The organism is Sphingobacterium yanglingense (assembly GCF_004363245.1).
Lineage (GTDB): Bacteria > Bacteroidota > Bacteroidia > Sphingobacteriales > Sphingobacteriaceae > Sphingobacterium > Sphingobacterium yanglingense.
In genome coordinates, this window is sequence record NZ_SNYV01000013.1 from 496,405 (window position 1) to 512,642 (window position 16,238).

General features: G+C 39.9%; 13 protein-coding genes. 9 read left to right on the forward strand and 4 right to left on the reverse strand.

Annotation, left to right across the window (positions count from 1 at the left end; translation table 11 throughout):
* Positions 1–304: 304 nt before the first annotated feature.
* On the forward strand, positions 305–1,399 hold the full coding sequence (locus CLV99_RS10455) for a slipin family protein (RefSeq protein WP_133584444.1): 1,095 nt from the start codon (positions 305–307) through the stop codon (positions 1,397–1,399).
* A 36-nt stretch (positions 1,400–1,435) separates the two neighbouring features.
* Positions 1,436–2,857 carry an RtcB family protein gene (locus tag CLV99_RS10460; RefSeq protein ID WP_133584445.1) on the forward strand — a complete coding sequence of 474 codons (1,422 nt, stop codon included), beginning with the start codon at positions 1,436–1,438 and terminating at the stop codon, positions 2,855–2,857.
* 82 nt (positions 2,858–2,939) lie between these two features.
* Here the strand turns inward: CLV99_RS10460 and CLV99_RS10465 are convergent, their stop codons facing one another.
* The 3 genes from CLV99_RS10465 to CLV99_RS10475 form a co-directional block, all read right to left on the reverse strand.
* Positions 2,940–4,244, reverse strand: a complete 1,305-nt coding sequence (locus CLV99_RS10465; RefSeq protein WP_133584446.1) for a hypothetical protein — start codon at positions 4,242–4,244, stop codon at positions 2,940–2,942.
* Positions 4,245–4,248: 4 nt separating this feature from the next.
* The gene (locus CLV99_RS10470) at positions 4,249–6,645 is read right to left on the reverse strand and encodes a TonB-dependent receptor (protein ID WP_133584447.1); all 2,397 of its coding nucleotides are present in this window, start codon (positions 6,643–6,645) and stop codon (positions 4,249–4,251) included.
* 266 nt (positions 6,646–6,911) lie between these two features.
* Positions 6,912–7,400: a hypothetical protein gene (locus CLV99_RS10475; protein ID WP_133584448.1), complete on the reverse strand. Its 489-nt coding sequence runs from the start codon at positions 7,398–7,400 to the stop codon at positions 6,912–6,914.
* A gap of 197 nt (positions 7,401–7,597) precedes the next feature.
* Between CLV99_RS10475 and CLV99_RS10480 the strand changes: the two genes are divergently transcribed.
* Entirely contained in the window at positions 7,598–9,655 is a 2,058-nt protein-coding gene (locus CLV99_RS10480) for a sensor histidine kinase (RefSeq protein WP_133584449.1), read from the forward strand.
* A 48-nt stretch (positions 9,656–9,703) separates the two neighbouring features.
* Here CLV99_RS10480 and CLV99_RS10485 read toward each other — a convergent pair whose 3' ends face one another.
* Positions 9,704–10,090 carry a DUF5856 family protein gene (locus CLV99_RS10485; protein ID WP_021070603.1) on the reverse strand — a complete coding sequence of 129 codons (387 nt, stop codon included), beginning with the start codon at positions 10,088–10,090 and terminating at the stop codon, positions 9,704–9,706.
* A 189-nt stretch (positions 10,091–10,279) separates the two neighbouring features.
* Here CLV99_RS10485 and CLV99_RS10490 point away from each other — a divergent pair, with 189 nt between their 5' ends.
* The 6 genes from CLV99_RS10490 (at position 10,280) to CLV99_RS10515 (ending at position 16,236) form a co-directional block, all read left to right on the forward strand.
* A complete protein-coding gene (locus CLV99_RS10490) occupies positions 10,280–11,449 on the forward strand; it encodes an alpha/beta hydrolase (protein WP_133584450.1) in 1,170 nt (389 codons plus the stop codon).
* Positions 11,436–12,482 carry a YncE family protein gene (locus CLV99_RS10495; protein ID WP_133584451.1) on the forward strand — a complete coding sequence of 349 codons (1,047 nt, stop codon included), beginning with the start codon at positions 11,436–11,438 and terminating at the stop codon, positions 12,480–12,482. The genes CLV99_RS10490 and CLV99_RS10495 overlap by 14 nt, the downstream gene beginning before the upstream one ends.
* Positions 12,483–12,603: 121 nt before the next feature.
* Positions 12,604–13,566, forward strand: coding sequence for an ABC transporter permease (locus CLV99_RS10500; RefSeq protein ID WP_246032735.1), 963 nt, complete (start codon positions 12,604–12,606; stop codon positions 13,564–13,566).
* The gene (locus CLV99_RS10505) at positions 13,566–14,519 is read left to right on the forward strand and encodes an iron chelate uptake ABC transporter family permease subunit (RefSeq protein ID WP_133584452.1); all 954 of its coding nucleotides are present in this window, start codon (positions 13,566–13,568) and stop codon (positions 14,517–14,519) included. Before CLV99_RS10500 ends, CLV99_RS10505 begins: the two co-directional genes overlap by 1 nt.
* Positions 14,492–15,274, forward strand: coding sequence for an iron ABC transporter ATP-binding protein (locus tag CLV99_RS10510; protein ID WP_133584453.1), 783 nt, complete (start codon positions 14,492–14,494; stop codon positions 15,272–15,274). Before CLV99_RS10505 ends, CLV99_RS10510 begins: the two co-directional genes overlap by 28 nt.
* Positions 15,271–16,236 (forward strand): siderophore ABC transporter substrate-binding protein, encoded by a 966-nt coding sequence (locus CLV99_RS10515; protein ID WP_133584454.1) that lies wholly within the window; start codon positions 15,271–15,273, stop codon positions 16,234–16,236. Before CLV99_RS10510 ends, CLV99_RS10515 begins: the two co-directional genes overlap by 4 nt.
* Positions 16,237–16,238 lie beyond the last annotated feature (2 nt).

Below are 16,238 nucleotides of genomic sequence, written 5' to 3' on the forward strand. Positions count from 1 at the left end.
GATTAAGTTTAGACTTTCTTTCAAAAAGTCTTCATTAAAGCTTTTCGTCTTTTGTTCGGTTGTATTTGTTTTTTAGGAGAGTTGGGTCAGTATCACTGATTCTTGCTCGAATAAAGGATGGGTAGAACAATCGTAACCGTACTCTGCAACTCAGGACAGGTGTTTTGGCGCTGTGATCATAGGAATAGTTTTATAGCCTATGGGAATAGGACTAAAATACTCCTCCTGGGTTCCGTTTGGGAGCGATGGACAGAACACGAAAAGCTTATTAAATAATTTGTAAACAGCATTAAAAAGAAATATCATGAAAAGAGTAACAGTAAATGTAAATCAGGTGGGCATAGTTGTTAAGCATAATTTGGCAGTGCGTGTGCTGACACAAGGAAAGTATTGGTTGGGTTTTGGAGAAAAATTGGAATCCTATGATCTGTCTAAACCATTTCATACCAGTCATGACGTCGATGTCTTACTGCAGATCGAAGGTTTCTCTGCTGTTGTCGAAGTAGTCGATATTGCTGACGATGAATTGGGGTTGGTTTTTGTGAACAATAATTTTAATAAAGTACTTGCGTCTGGACGTCATGTGTTCTGGAAGGGCTTGCAATCGTATCGTATACAGATTGAGAATATTTCGGGTATTGCTATTTCGGATACGGTATCGCGGCAACTTTTGGAAAAGCAGACATTGGCTTACTATGTGCGTCAATATAAGATCGAAGCGTATGAGAAAGGGGTGTTGTTTGTCGATGGGACTTTTGTAAAGCTATTGGAAGCAGGTACTTACTATTGGTGGAAGAACGCTACAAGCATTGCTGTGAGTAAGGTAGATGTACGTGTGACTACCCTAGAGATTACTGGACAAGAGATTTTGACGAAAGATAAAGCACAGCTAAGGATTAATTTCTCGGTACAATACCAGGTTAATTCGATTGAGCGGGCTTTGGTTGAAAATAGGGATTTTGAAAAGCAATTGTATTCGTCGATGCAGTTGGTTTTACGTCGCTATATTGGACAGATGACGCTGGATGAATTAATGGAAAATAAAGTAGAGATTTCCAAATATGTCATTGAAGCTACAACGGATGACGCCGACGGTTTGGGGGTACGATTGTTGACGGGCGGGCTTAAGGATATTATTTTGCCAGGTGATGTGCGGGAAATCATGAACCAGGTCTTGATTGCAGAGAAGCGTGCACAGGCTAATGTAATCATGCGACGAGAGGAAACAGCTTCTACGAGAAGCTTATTGAATACGGCGAAGCTCATGGAGGAGAATACCATGTTGTTCAAATTGAAGGAGATGGAATATGTGGAGAAGATAGCAGAGAAGATCAACAGTATCTCGGTATCTGGAAATGGTCAGATTGTCGATCAATTAAAACAGTTGTTCGTTAAGTAGGGGATATTGTAGAAAAAAATAGAGGTTTAACAGGAAATGGAAAATAAGAGAATCAATGGTAATGATTTATTGGCAATAGGCTATAAAGAAAACCATGCAATGGGTGTAGCATTAAAGATTAATAAGAGACGATTAGGATTTACGCGAGAGCAGATGCTGACCAATTTTAAAGCGGTATTAGCAGATCCAAACAGGTTTTTGACGGACGAAGTATTCAGGCCATTGGCAGAAGTGCTGTTGCAGTTAGATACCATTATGGAGAAATGTGTTCCATTACGCGATGAATCCATAGCCTATAGGGTGTTTGGGGAAGAGCATATCGAAGCAGGAGCTAGAAAACAAATGGATATAGCAATGAGATTGCCGGTTGCGGTTACGGGAGCGCTTATGCCAGACGCTCATCAGGGATATGGGTTACCAATTGGGGGAGTATTGGCTACTGATAATGCAGTGATACCATATGGGGTAGGGGTAGATATCGGCTGCCGTATGGCTTTATCCGTATTTGATATCCCGGCGACTTATATCGAGGAACATAAAGATAGATTGGAGGAATTGATTATGAAGCATACTCGTTTTGGAGCTGGTAACGGATATCTGAAGCACGAACGTGTCGATCATGAAGTGTTAGATAGCTCCGTGTTTGAGTCCAATGCTTTTGTTCGGGCCTTGAAAGATAAGGCTTGGACGCAATTAGGTTCTTCGGGCGGGGGGAATCACTTCGTTGAATTTGGGGTAATGGAGTTTGCCGATTCAGATACTGCTTTAGGGGTAGCAAAAGGGAAATATCTAGCGCTGTTGACACATTCTGGATCACGAGGGTTAGGTGCGACTATTGCAGGGCATTATACAAAGCTAGCAAAGCAATTGTGCAAGCTTCCCTATCAGGCAGAGAATCTGGCCTACCTTGATTTGAATTCGGAAGAGGGACAGGAGTATTGGTTGGCGATGAACCTGGCAGGAGATTATGCTTCTGCTTGTCATGAGGTGATCCACGATAAGATTATACTTGCATTGGGAGCCGCTCTGCTGACAAAGATTGAAAACCACCATAATTTTGCTTGGAAAGAACAGTATAATGGGGCAGAAGTAATTGTGCACCGTAAAGGGGCAACGCCAGCAGGTAAAGGTGTAATGGGAATTATTCCGGGCTCTATGGCTACTCCCGGTTTTTTAGTCCGCGGTAAGGGTGAGGTGGCTGCTGTTAACTCTGCTTCTCATGGTGCCGGACGATTGATGAGTCGTACACAGGCTATTAAGACGTTCTCTGCAGCGGAATTGAAGATGATGCTGGCTGATAATGGGGTGCGCTTGTTGGGAGCGGGAATGGATGAAGCACCAATGGCTTACAAAGATATCCATACTGTAATGGCTGCTCAAACTGGATTAGTGGATGTGGTAGCTACTTTTTTACCTCGGATTGTCCGTATGGCAGACGATGGTTCTAGAGAAGATTAGGGTATTCAATATACCTTATAAAATAAGGGTTGCAACGAGTTGCAACCCTTTTCCAGAAAATTGATATAGGTATAAAGTTATTTTATTTAAGCTGTATTTTTACAAATCCAGTTAGTGTTCCTCCTTCTTTTACTTCGAACGATTTCGTAGCGGTATTGGTAGCGTAGTTATACTCGAAATAGGCGTTCACCCCAGCAGATGCAGCTCCCCTTAGTAGAACTTTATCATCTATTTCAACTACTGCTAGTGCAGCGCCTGGGTTTACTCCAACAGGTATGCCGTTAATCTCCTTAAACTCTTTTTGATTGACATTGACCGAGTAGAACTTCCAGATATCTTTGCTGTTTATATTTCCAGTTGGCCCCCCAGTTAGCGGATCTGTATTTAAGACGAGAATTAGCTGGCCGTTTTTAGCATGCACACCAACAAACTTGCCATCATCTGCTGCTCTGAAATCGGAGAAGCGCAGTGTCCAGTCCTTGTCAATATTTGTCTCATTGGCTTTTATACGAACTATTTTCGATTTTCCTCCAAGTCCTTGGGCATGTGTTCCCTGTGTTACGATGTAAAGGTCTCCATTGGTGTCAAAGTCGTACATTGGGTTATCGTTGATATAGGCGATACCTCCCGCGTTTTCGATTTTTATCGTTTTTTCGTGTTTACCTGTAGCGATGTCTATAACGGCGATATAGATGTCTGGGAAATAATCGTCGAAAAAGCCGGCTTGCTTTGCTGCGGTCTTTCCATAGGTGATATTGGCAAATAACTTACCTCCTTTTATTGCAAGGAACTTTTGGCCTATCGCTTTGAATTTGATGCCTTCGGCATCGTTTTCTTTTATGTTTTCATTCACTGCTTGGGCGAGTTCTATGGAGCCCGTATTCCTCATCTCGGCAGGGCTGAATTTTTGGATATTCAAAGGTTCTGCGGCATCCCAATAAAAGCCCGAAGTCTCGTTTTGTATCACAAAGTTTCCTGTTCCAAAATATTTGGCTGCTTCTGTTGGGTTTTTAGAAGAAATGAATTGTCCAACAGTTACTTTCCCATTAGGGGCTACTTCTATCTTCTCGATACCTTGAGCAGCGTCGCTACTGCGGACCATTTTAAAAATCCAATTGCCATAGGGTCTCCAGCCTGCCATACCATTTACACCCTGGAGTGAATTCTCTCCTGTTACATTTGAAATAGTTCCGCTAGGGTACTGATCGAATGCTGATATGTAGCCGCCTCCATTCGGTTGGTTGCGATCGGTGACCGTCATAACGACATATTTAGATTTTGCCTGCCCTCCTGGATCTGGCTCAGATGTCTTGTCACTTTTGCAGGCACCGAAGAACAGACTGCTAGATAATAGTCCCAATATGAGTTTTAAACTGATTTTATTCATAGTATTAACTTTTGATTGATTTTATATAATAATTTATTTTAAAATGCCAGCTGCGTCCAGGGCGCTGTATTTTATAGTAATCGTATAATTTAGAGTTCATTAGATTCTTGACTTCTGCACTCAGTGACCATCTTGAAGAAGGAAAGACGTAATTGAACCCAATATTCATTAGACTCTGATCAGGAACTAAGTCTTTTGTGTCGACTTGGGAGCTACCTGTAAGTCCCAAGAAACCATCCGCTTCTTTGTCTTTCGGAATATGGACTAGATAAAACTCACGGATGAAGTTATAATGGATATAAGGTTTGATTGCATCGTTTTTGGTGAATACATTTTGGAAATTAGCCTTCAAACCAATATTGCTAAAAAAATAAGGGGTATTGGTAAGACGAGTACCTTCGATCCATTTATACAGTGGTACACCGATGTCAATCATACGGATATCCTGCCAGGTTGCATTTCCTGTAACTTCAAAATTCTTGAACAGTTTATAAGAGAGGTCTATATCAAAACCATAACCTTGTATGCTGTCTAGATTCTTATATTGTGAGAATGGGGACTGTATTGGTGTCAAGAGTATCATCCCTTTGGTGCGACGGTAGAAGGTTCCTACTTCTGACGCGAAGTTGTTCGTAGCGTAACGATAGCCTAAGTTGGCATTAAAGCTCCGCTCTGGTTTTAGGTCAAAATTAGGCGCTCTGGTATCATTATCCCCAAACAATTCCTCTTGAAGGGGGAGGCGATTGGTCAGCTCGACGGAAGCTCTTATGAAGCTCTTATTATTGATCTGATATTTGATAGCGTTTCCAAATCCCCAACTTCGGTCGGATATCGACTTATACTTATTTAAGTCGGTATCATTGCTTAAGAATGCATTGATTCCCCTCGATGTAAAAGAAAAATGTTTAATAAACAGTTGGTTTGTCAATTTTTTGTCGAACCAATTGGATTCCCAAGATAATCCCAATATTGATTTTTGATAGGTTGCCTCTTTGCTCAATACGTCTATATCAGTCCCCGTGAAGCGGAATCCTAGAGGGTCACTCCCTTGGCGTGTATTACGATTGAGGATAAAGTTAGCATGAATCTGATGTTGCGGAGCAATATGGAAAGATAGTGCCGTTCTGTTAATTATATTTTTATAATCTATGCTCGCTAAAGAAGGGTTTGGACTTTCTCCAACGGAGGTTCCAGGCGTAAATTTGCCATACCAGTCAAAAGTGCCTTTTAGGGTGTCGGTTCTGTGGCGATTGGTGCTACTGTAAGAAACAAATTGGTCTAAGTCGATGCGATTATCCCAAAAGGATTTTTTATAACGGATAGAAGGAACGATCCCTTTGTTGTTGAGTTTGATTGCGCCATATGGGTTCGTCATTAACGCGGGATGCTGGGATTGTCTGTCTATTTGGTAAAGAGCTATGGACAAGCGTAACTCATCAGCCCATTTTTTGTTTTTAATACCCGCATAAGCTTCTGTAAAATAGTGCTTGTAAGCGTTATGGAAGAGTTTTACCCGCGCTGGTTTTAGATTTGCGTTCTCGTCTACAGTCTCGATATCAACCTTGTAGTTGTTGTCAGAATAATTGACAAAGGCATCTATGCCAGCAAACCAATTGTTCTGAAACTGTTGCTGTCCCGACAGATTGATTAAGTGGGTGTTAAATGAACCTACTTCATAAGAAGCCTGAAATGTTTTTTTATGATTTTGGCTGGTCACTAGATTGACGGCCCCACCTAGAGCATCACCACCTAGATTTACGGGTATCACTCCTTTATAGATTTCGACATGTTCCAATTGATTGATCGGAACATTGTTGATGCCATAGCCACCACCGAGGTATTCTAATGGGATTCCGTCACGGAAATATTGCACTGCATTTCCTTGGAAGCCGTTTATAGATACATCCACTTGATTGCCGACTCCACCACTTTGTCTAATACGTATACCTGGGGCTCTGTTCATTACCTCAGCTAGCGAATTAGGTTGTTCGGCGACAGCTTTAGCGTCTATTATGATACTCCGTATAGGTTCTTCTTTAAGTTTTTGTATTTGTGTTTTTCCCCGTACCTCAACTTGGTCTATTGTATTTTCCTTAGGGTAGAGTGTTATTTCTAGGAAGACTTTCTTAGCGTTATCTATATCTAGGGTATCCATGTGAGGGACATACCCGATTGCAGATATTCGAATAATCTGTCTTCCCTTTATAGCTTTTGTGCTTTTGAATGAACCGTCCGAGCGTGATAGGATAGTCTGATCAGCTATTTTTATAGTCGCATCCGTAATAGGACGACCGTCCTGTTGTATAACACGACCTTGTATCCTATCATTTGATTGGGCGAAGAGTAAATTTGTTAAGCAGTATGAAAATAGCAAAAAAGCAAAGCTATAACTATAGCGCATATCCTTTCTAGTAATAAATTGAAAACAGTGCAAATATAAATCTTTATTTAGATTAAATGTAAATAAGTGGATTATTATTTAGAATCTTTCTAATTCAGTTTGAGGGATAGAGATTCAACTAGAGATTGTAGGTTTGTGATGATTTAGCTATTTTGTAGCAAATAGGTGTAACGGCGTGATTCTGTAGGGGATTGACATGAGGGGAACATAGATAGGATTTAATAGTAATAAAAAGAAGGCTAATAATGAAGAATTTCTTTTTTGTTTTAGAAGGAATATCGACTGTATGTCCCAGGGCTAGCGTGATCTCCCTCTTTAAAATCAAAAGTTACGTAGTTTACTCCTGTTTGTTCAGTCAGGGTGAATGTAGCTAAAGCGATATAGGCCTGAGCACCTGTGGATCCCATCTGCTGGGTCAGTACTTCAGGATGTTCTATTTTCACTTTTATGGTATCAGCGCCTTGTCCTACAAGAGTTAAGGTGACTTTTCCTTGGTATGTTTTATTGATTATGTTTATAGCTTCTGCCGCGGTAACGGTATTACTACGATTGGAGTCAAGTCGAATTAGAGTGTCTGCATTGTAATCATAGCTCCATATGGGCGAATCATCGACAGGGAGGCTATCCGTATTTGAGTAGGATTGCTTTTTTTGTTCTGACTCGCTGTCTGAATTGTTTTGTGTAGGACCGTTACAAGCTAAAAATAACGTACATGACAGTATGGAAGCTATTTTTGATAAAGCGGGATATTGCATGATTATTTTTTTGATAGTTACTCGTAATTAATAACGAAGTAAGTATGCTTAAAGGTATATAAAAATGTAATGAATTGTTTTTTATAAGGCTTGCGAAAAAGTTGTTACTGCAAAAATAAAAAATTTCGTGTATATTGTTGTGCAGACATTGTGTCGCATAAGAATAGGTGTGTGTATGCTTTTAAACCAATTTTTTTATGGGAATGATATTGTCCGATGCCGTACTTCTTGATATTTTGAGCTATTCCTCCTCTGAATCAGTCGCTGTCTACGACAGTGATGGCCTACGAGTTAGATTTGTTAATAAAAAGATGTTGTCTTACTGGGGTGTAAGGGATTCAGTTGTAGGAACAACATTAGGAGGAGAAGAAATGACTGTTGCCATTAATTGGCTTGTTCAGAAAGCAAAGGAGGTCTGGAGAGCTGGTTCGCCTTTTATCGCTAGTGCTATGCCCATGGAGGTTTACTTAGATGGGAAAGTAGAAACTTGCTATTTTGATATGGAGTTAAGGCCGTTCTTGGATACAGAGGGTAATACCTACGCATTGTTACATTGTTGTACGATAAGTGCTGCCGTGAAAAAGGAAGGAAGGGGCAAAGGCGAGATCGAGAAGCGGGTTTTAGAAGACCTTTTTAATACCACAACAGATGTAGCCCGACTGACTCAAGCTAATGTTAACACCATTAAGTCATTGTTTGCTAATTATCAGGATGAAGTTCAGCTGAAAGAAATGGCTAAATCCATTTTTTCGAGAATAATCGTGCGTGAGGAGCAGTTGGATATGGCATTAAAGGCGGCTAATTTTGGTACTTGGACTTTATATTTTGATAGCAATAGGCTGCATTGGGATGAGATTACACAATCGCTCCTTGGCTTTGAAGGTGTAGAGAGCTTGGATGTTTCAGTGGCCATGGAGGCTGTAGTCCCGCATGATCGAAAATCTATTGCAGATATTATTGAAAATGCAAAACGTCCGGGCAATGGCGGAGAATATGAGATTTTATTTCGTGTTAATAGTCTGAAATCTAATTCAATTCGGTGGGTGAATAGCAAAGGGAAAGTGTTCTTTGATCAAGATGGAATTCCTTTGTGGCTGATAGGTGTATCTAGAGATGTGACGGACAGTATGCTCCAACAAGAGCAAATTACAACTTATCATCATATAATCGCTCAGAAGGAAAAGGAACTTCGGATGGTGATTGATGCGGCTGGGATAGGAACATTCAGCATTTCTAAAAATATGGATGAGATTTGGTTCAACGAACATGCCCAAAAGCAATTTGGATTTGAATTAGGATCTTCTCTAGGTTTTAAACAATTTCTGTCCTGCTTTTCGGATAAATACCGTAAGCCGCTGCACGAAGCATTTTTTCAACTGGTGTCGAATAATGTACCTATGGATATGCTGTGTGAGATTGAAAACGTGCAGACTAAAGCGAGTATATGGATACAGCTTGTGGCTATACAGTATCTTGATGGGCAACAGACCTATATACAGGGGATTCTGATTGATTTGACACAGGCGAAAGAAGAGATGCAGCGTAAGTTGGACTTTATTAGTATTGCTAGTCATGAACTTAAGACTCCGTTGACAACTATTTTAACATTTTTACAGCTCTTGTCTCAACGATACCACCAATTTGAGGAGTCAAAGAAGATTGAGATGCTGGGACAGGCGTTGGATCAGGGGGGACGTATGAAAAATCTTATAGAGGGCTTTTTGAATGTCTCCAAACTTCAGAACGGACAATTGGAACTGGATAAATCTGTGTTTAATTTTTGTGATCTAATGGAAAAGATTAAGGCTATGTATGAGGTTATTCAGCCTAATAACAAGCTTTATTTTAATACTTCCAGCTGCTTTTTGGTGAATGCTGATATGCACAAAGTGGAGGGGGTAATTCTTAATTTTATCAATAATGCAATTAAGTATACTCCTGTGGAGAGTTCAGTGTATGTGACCACATTTATTGAAGGTGCACAGTGTGGTGTTACCGTAACGGATCAGGGACTAGGTATACCTATTAAGGACCAGCCTTATATATTTGATAAGTTCTATCGAGTGAATCAAAAAGGAGGGGAAAGGATTCAGGGGTTTGGGATTGGCTTATATATATCTGCAGAAATTGTCAAACAGCATGGTGGACAAATTGGCCTTAGAAGTACCTACGGCAAAGGTGCTGAATTCTGGTTTTCATTACCTGTGCACCGCGTAATAGAAAAAATCTCATATGATGTAGGAAATCTAAACTAAAATAGAAAGAAAAGAGAGCTTCGGTGGTTTTGTGAAGCTCTCTTTTTTTTATTCCAACCGTTTTAGACGGAATAACAACTGTTGAATGGTTTCTTGAGCATCATCTATTATGGATTGGGAGAAGGTCTCTGGAAACAGAGATTCTCTCGTGCTCTCGATACGTGCATAATATTGCTCTATGTGCTTAATATGATCTGTTGGACGCTTGGTTTCTGGTATGATTATATCCAGTGTTCCCTTTAAAGCAAATGTGGTCTCCACCAATCTATCTGTAATATCTATAAGTGAATCAATAGCTTGGTCTAGGGATATATGCGTCTCATAGCTCCCTTTTCCGGTAATCGACCAATGGATTAATTTTAGTGAATTACGGAATGCAACTAGTTCTGCTAGAAAATTAGCTACTTCTTTGTTGTTTGATTTTGTACTCGCCATTTTTACCTGTTTTATACTTAATTGAACTAAAAGATTGTTGTCCAAAGAACAGGCAAAACTATTTTTTGTTTTTTATAGAGGGTAACTATCTTTTTTATTACCTCCGTTGTTACATAATCATCTAGTTATTTAGAATCATTTTAAATATATCTTGCATTTTATTTAGAACTTATCTAAATTAGCGGCGCTATGTCTAGGAAGATGCATAAAATATATGTCCATATTGTTAATAATTGCTCCAGCTTTATAGGTGCCCCATTGTATTTGACCGGAACCTTTAATAATTGGTCTCCTGATCATCTTTATGTCGGCGAGATACCTGAGATTGGAGAATCTATAACTGTTGAGCTCCCTGAAGTACAGGAGGGAGACTTGGAGTTGAAAATGAGTCGCGGAAGTTGGGGAAGTCTATCTACTTCGGGAAGCGGAAGATTAGAAGGGGCTCATATGACAACTGTCAGCGCTGATTCAGAAGTGTTTTTGACGATTGAAAGTTGGCGAGATCTCTTTCCAAAGTCTACGGCGAGTAAACATGTACATGTATTGGCTGAAGATTTTTACTTTCCAAAACTGAACGTTTATAAGAAAGTCTGGATATATCTTCCTCAAAACTATTTAAAGGATGATAGGCACTATCCAGTTATTTATATGCACGATGGGCAGCATTTATTCGACGAAGCGACTTCAACGGGAAGAGCTGGACCTATAGAGTGGATGGTAGACGAAACAATAGACGGTGCTATAACGCCTTCTATTGTTGTAGCAGTAGCTCACGATGAAGATTATGAAGTGAGGAAGGAGGAGTATATGGTGCACGTGGGGGAGGAACTATCAACCGCTAAGGGATGGTGGTATCTTGATGACCTCGTCCATCGCCTTAAGCCTTATGTGGATCGACAATATAGAACGCTTATGGACCCTCTAAATACAGCTTTGGTAGGGAGTTCCTTGGGGGGGCTTGTTTCTATCTATGCTGGTCTCAAGTATCCGGAAGTCTTTGGAGTCATTGGTGCTTTTTCTCCATCTATATGGATGGATGAGGAGAATCTTTATGCTTATGCCAGTAAAGAGTTGTTTAATGGAGGCGATAAGCATAGGGATCAAGAACTGTACTTCTACGTCGGTAGTCGGGAAATAAAACGACGCATAGGAGCAACAGAGGTCAACATGGGAGAGGATTTAACGCGTTATCATCTCTGGTTGGAACCGCATTTTAAGGGGAAATTAAGTCTGGCTATAAATTCTGAGGGAAAACATGGTGCAATATATTGGCAAGGTGCGTTCCGAAGATTCTATACCTATTGGGAAAATAAAATAAATTCTTTCAAGCATAAAAACATACACTATGAATGTAAGTAAATTAAAACAATTGAATGGCTATCCGTCGAAGACTTTGTTGTTGGTCTCTGGTTTATTGCTGGGTAGTATGACTTCTTCGGCTCAGGAGGTCGAGAAATCTTCGCGTGCCGGTACAGGTGTCTATGAAGCTGTAATCAGCAAGAAAGATGGTCATATCTACGTTACAGGAGCCGGTTCTAGAACGGCACCAGGCGGCGCTATCTATAAAATAAATCCGAGTAGTCTTGCGATCGTAGATAGTATCAGTCTTAAAGATAACCCTCCATTTGGAATTGGTATTAACAATAAAACCCAAACAGCCTATACTACTAATACGCGAACAAATTCGGTCAGTGCGGTCGATTTAAAGACTGGAAAAGTGTTGGCAACAATAGTCAATGGAGCCGATAAATCACATACCCGAGAGGTGTTGGTGGATGAGGTTAATAATATCGTCTATGTGTCTGATGTGGGCGATCCGAGTAGTATATGGGTTATAGATGGTAAGACAAATAAATACCTTCACTCGATAGAGAATCTTGGAAAGACAGCTACTGGTATGAGTTTCTTAAACGGTACAGATAAAATTTTCTTAACGGTCATTGGAGAGAATGCTATTTATGTAGTGGATACAAAAAGTAAACAAGTCGAAGCTAAGTTTGCTTCAGGCGGAGAAGGTCCAGTAAATATTACAACAGATGGCGAAAGGCTATTTGTTGCGAATCAGAAATCCGGTACTGTAACTGTTTTAGACGGACAGGGAACTCTACTACAGAGTATTCCGACAGGAGCAGGTGCTATTGGTATCGCTTATGATGCGGTTAAACAACGTATCTATTCTGCAAACCGTCAAACGGGAACTACAACAGTCATTGATGCGAAAACATTAGCTGTATTGGGTGATTTTGAAACAGGTTCTCACCCTAATCATGTGAAAGTGGATCCTGTATCTGGAGCGGCTTTTGTGATCAATAAAACTAAGGGTGGTAAACCCGTGGAAGGTCAGCCTGCAGTGGTTGATACCAATGGAGATACTATTACGAGATTAAATTAACAATAGGTCTGCTATAATGCCGCAGGGAGCTTTGGTAGGTGTCAAAGTTCCCTGCGGCTTGTCTGTTTTTTGTGGTATGAGCTGTAGAATGTAGTGTACTATAGAAGTATAATTGAAAGATTTGAGTTTTTTAAAGAATAGTTTTTTTGTCTGGGCCTGTGCGCTAATCATATTACTTGTATTGATGTGGTTTTCTCTTTTTACAGGGGTGAAGGATGTTCGTTTTTGGGATTTGTTCGGAGACGGGGATAAGTTAGTTTTTTTTGTGGTTAGCCGTATCCCACGGACCTTAGCGCTGATTCTTGTTGGCTCGGGCGTCAGCATTGCGGGATTTGTCCTACAGCAACTGTCACAAAATAGATTTGTTTCTCCCACGACTTCGGGAGCTTTGGAGGCCGCGAAGATGGGGATATTGACGGCTTTGATTTTTATACCTAACTCTTCGTTGTTTGTACGGATGTTATTTGCGTTAGGATTCACCTTTCTGACCTCTTTTCTCTTTATATTTTTTGTACATAAAGTTAAATTGAGAAGTACTGTTTTTATTCCATTGATAGGGTTGATGTTTGGTAGTATTTTGAGCGCTGTATCAACCTTTTTTGCCTACAAACACGGAATCGTACAGAATATACAGGAATGGCTTTTAGGCGATTTTTCATCGGTTATGCAGGGGCAGTATGAAGCGGTATTTTTAGTCTTACCGGCGGTAGCGATTATCTATTTGTATGCAGATAAGATAACCATTGCCGGGATGGGAGAGAGCTTTGCCAAGAGTCTAGGTTTGTCGTATGAGGCGATTGTCTATCTGGGCTTATTTGTTGTGTCAATGGTGGTTAGTTCATCGGTTGTTACAGTTGGGGCAATTCCTTTTCTGGGGCTTATTGTTCCGAATGTGGTGAGTATGATTGTTGGGGATAATTTTCGGAGGACACTTCCTTTAATTGCGTATGTGGGTGCTGTTTTTTTATTGATTTGTGATTTAATGGGCAGGCTTATGGTTTATCCTTATGAGGTACCTATAGGGATGATTGTTGGTGTCATCGGCAGTGTTGTGTTCTTGGTTTTGATTTTAAAGCGGAAATAGTGGGAGGAAAATTTAAGTTTTTGATAATAGTGGCCTTGTTGCTCCTGGTCGGAGGATCTTTTATACTTTATGGTGTAGAGCTTACGAATAGTTATTCGATTGAAAAACGCTCTATTCGTTTGTTGAGCATGCTTGTGGTTGGCATTAGTGTGGCTTCTTCCTCGATTATTTTTCAGACTATTACCGCAAATCGGATTTTAACCCCTTCAATTATGGGATATGAGGCCGTTTTTATTCTTTTTCAGACGCTGATTGTTTTTTTGTATGGTGACAAGGCGTTCAAAGTAATCAGTCAGCAGGAGAACTTTTTTTATGCTATTCTCTTTATGTTGGGTTTTTCCCTGCTGCTGTATTTTCTGCTTTTTGGTAAAAACCGGAGAAGCATGTATTACCTACTGCTTACGGGAATGGTTTTGGGAACCTTGTTTATGACTTTGAGCCAGTTTTTGCATGTACTGATTGACCCAAACGAATTTTCTATTGTACAGAACTTTATGTTTGTCTCATTTGCTAAGATGAATACAAAACTCTTAAGTGTAGCAGGGATAACGATGCTTGTGGCTTTAATCTATACCGGATGGAATGCAAGATACCTTGATGTAATGGCATTGGGACGGGATCAGGCAATAAGTTTGGGAGTGGACTACGATAAGATGGTTAGACGTTTTCTATTTGTCATTTCTCTTTTGGTATCTGTTTCTACAGCTTTGGTCGGTCCAATTACGTTTTTAGGTATTTTGGTCACCAATTTGACTTACGAGCTATTCCGGACACGTAAACATCGTTACATGTTGGTGATATCTAGTTTGGTGGCTTGTCTTACACTGATTCTTGGTCAATTTTTAGTAGAGCATGTTCTACAGTTTTCTACGACGGTCAGTATTATTATAAATTTTATGGGTGGGGTATATTTTATGTATTTATTATGGATAACACGGAAAAGAATAAGTTAAAGTTTGAAACAATAGCTAAGTATTATGGCAAAAAAGAGGTGTTGAAAGATGTCTCGGGGAGTATTGCCAATAGGAAAATTACGTCTTTGATTGGACCTAACGGAGCGGGTAAAAGTACATTGTTGTCTATTATCAGTCGATTGATAAAGCAGGATGGTGGGACGGTTAGTTTCTTGGACAAGGAATTGTCTACTTATAAAGGTACAGACCTGGCGAAGAAGCTTTCTATACTAAAGCAGTCCAATCATCTGGACTTGAAATTGACTGTACGAGATCTGGTCTCTTTTGGTCGATTTCCTTATAGTAAAGGGAAATTAAGTGCTTTTGATGAGCAAAAAATCGATGAAGCGATTGCATTTTCTGATTTAATGGATTTGCAGGATACTTATATCGATGAATTGAGCGGAGGACAGCGACAACGTGCTTTTATCTCGATGATTATTGCTCAAGATACCGATTTCATACTTCTGGATGAACCTCTTAATAATCTAGATATGAAACATGCAGTACATGTTATGAAGACATTGCGTCGTTTGGTTGATGAACTGGGAAAGACGGTGGTCATTGTGATTCATGAAATCAACTTTGCAGCTCAGTATTCGGATCGAATTGTTGCACTGAAAGATGGGAATATCTGTTATGATGATGAAACGGCGAAAGTTATCGATCCAGTAGTCCTAAAAGATATATTTGATATAGAGTTTGATATTATCGATAGAAACAATAAAAGGATTTGTAATTATTTTAATCTATGAAGAAGAGTATACGTATGAGGGTAGGAAACTTATGTAAGATAACAATGTGTGGTTTGTTGTTTTTGGGTATGATTGCTTGTCAATCCAATTCAAGCAACGAGAAGGTGGAGGGTGTTTCAGATAACCTAATCACAGTACATCATAAATATGGCGATATCGCAATAGCTGTGAAGCCAGAACGTGTCGTGGTCTTGGATATTGGTGCGTTAGAAACGATGAAGGAGTTGGGCTTGGTTCCAACAGGAGTGCCAAAGAAATTTTTGCCGGATTACCTTTCAGATTATCGTGATAATCCATCTATCACGGATGTGGGCTCCGTTATTGAACCGAATTTTGAGGCCATTTCCGCATTGAAACCAAATTTAATTTTTATATCGACAAGACAGGAACGTTTTTATGATGAACTGAGCGAAATAGCCCCCACGGTCTTTGTAGGGACAGATAATAAAAATTATTTATCCTCTTTTGAAGCTAATGTTCAGATGATAGCTTCTATATTTTCAAAATCGGAGTTGGCAACTATTAAGCTTGACTCGTTAAAACATAGAATAGAGACCGCTCAGGAAAAATTTAAAGATGATCCGAATAAAGCGTTGTTCTTGATTTATAACAACGGTAAATTCAGTGCATTCGGTAAAGGTTCTCGATTTGGTTTTATCCACGATGTATTGGGGATAAAGCCTGTTTTAGATTTAGAAGATGAATCGGTACATGGGCAACGTGTTTCTAACGAGCTTATTGCAGAAGCTAATCCGGACTATCTATTTATTGTAGATCGAAATGCCGCTGTATTGGGGAAGACAGCTACTCGGGAAGAGGTGGAGAATAAGCTGATTAAAATGACGAATGCCTATAAGAATAGGAAGATGTTCTATCTGGATCCTAATGTTTGGTTTATTTCGGGAGGAGGATTGACCTCCATCAATTTGATGGTAGATGATATTGTTCAATTAATTCAATAATA

Excerpts from the sequence above, each read along its gene's own strand:
- CLV99_RS10455 (WP_133584444.1), top strand. The coding sequence starts at position 305 with ATGAAAAGAGTAACAGTAAATGTAAATCAGGTGGGCATAGTTGTTAAG.
- CLV99_RS10460 (WP_133584445.1), top strand. The coding sequence starts at position 1,436 with ATGGAAAATAAGAGAATCAATGGTAATGATTTATTGGCAATAGGCTAT.
- CLV99_RS10465 (WP_133584446.1), bottom strand. The coding sequence starts at position 4,244 with ATGAATAAAATCAGTTTAAAACTCATATTGGGACTATTATCTAGCAGT.
- CLV99_RS10470 (WP_133584447.1), bottom strand. The coding sequence starts at position 6,645 with ATGCGCTATAGTTATAGCTTTGCTTTTTTGCTATTTTCATACTGCTTA.
- CLV99_RS10475 (WP_133584448.1), bottom strand. The coding sequence starts at position 7,400 with ATGCAATATCCCGCTTTATCAAAAATAGCTTCCATACTGTCATGTACG.
- CLV99_RS10480 (WP_133584449.1), top strand. The coding sequence starts at position 7,598 with ATGGGAATGATATTGTCCGATGCCGTACTTCTTGATATTTTGAGCTAT.
- CLV99_RS10485 (WP_021070603.1), bottom strand. The coding sequence starts at position 10,090 with ATGGCGAGTACAAAATCAAACAACAAAGAAGTAGCTAATTTTCTAGCA.
- CLV99_RS10490 (WP_133584450.1), top strand. The coding sequence starts at position 10,280 with ATGTCTAGGAAGATGCATAAAATATATGTCCATATTGTTAATAATTGC.
- CLV99_RS10495 (WP_133584451.1), top strand. The coding sequence starts at position 11,436 with ATGAATGTAAGTAAATTAAAACAATTGAATGGCTATCCGTCGAAGACT.
- CLV99_RS10510 (WP_133584453.1), top strand. The coding sequence starts at position 14,492 with ATGGATAACACGGAAAAGAATAAGTTAAAGTTTGAAACAATAGCTAAG.
- CLV99_RS10515 (WP_133584454.1), top strand. The coding sequence starts at position 15,271 with ATGAAGAAGAGTATACGTATGAGGGTAGGAAACTTATGTAAGATAACA.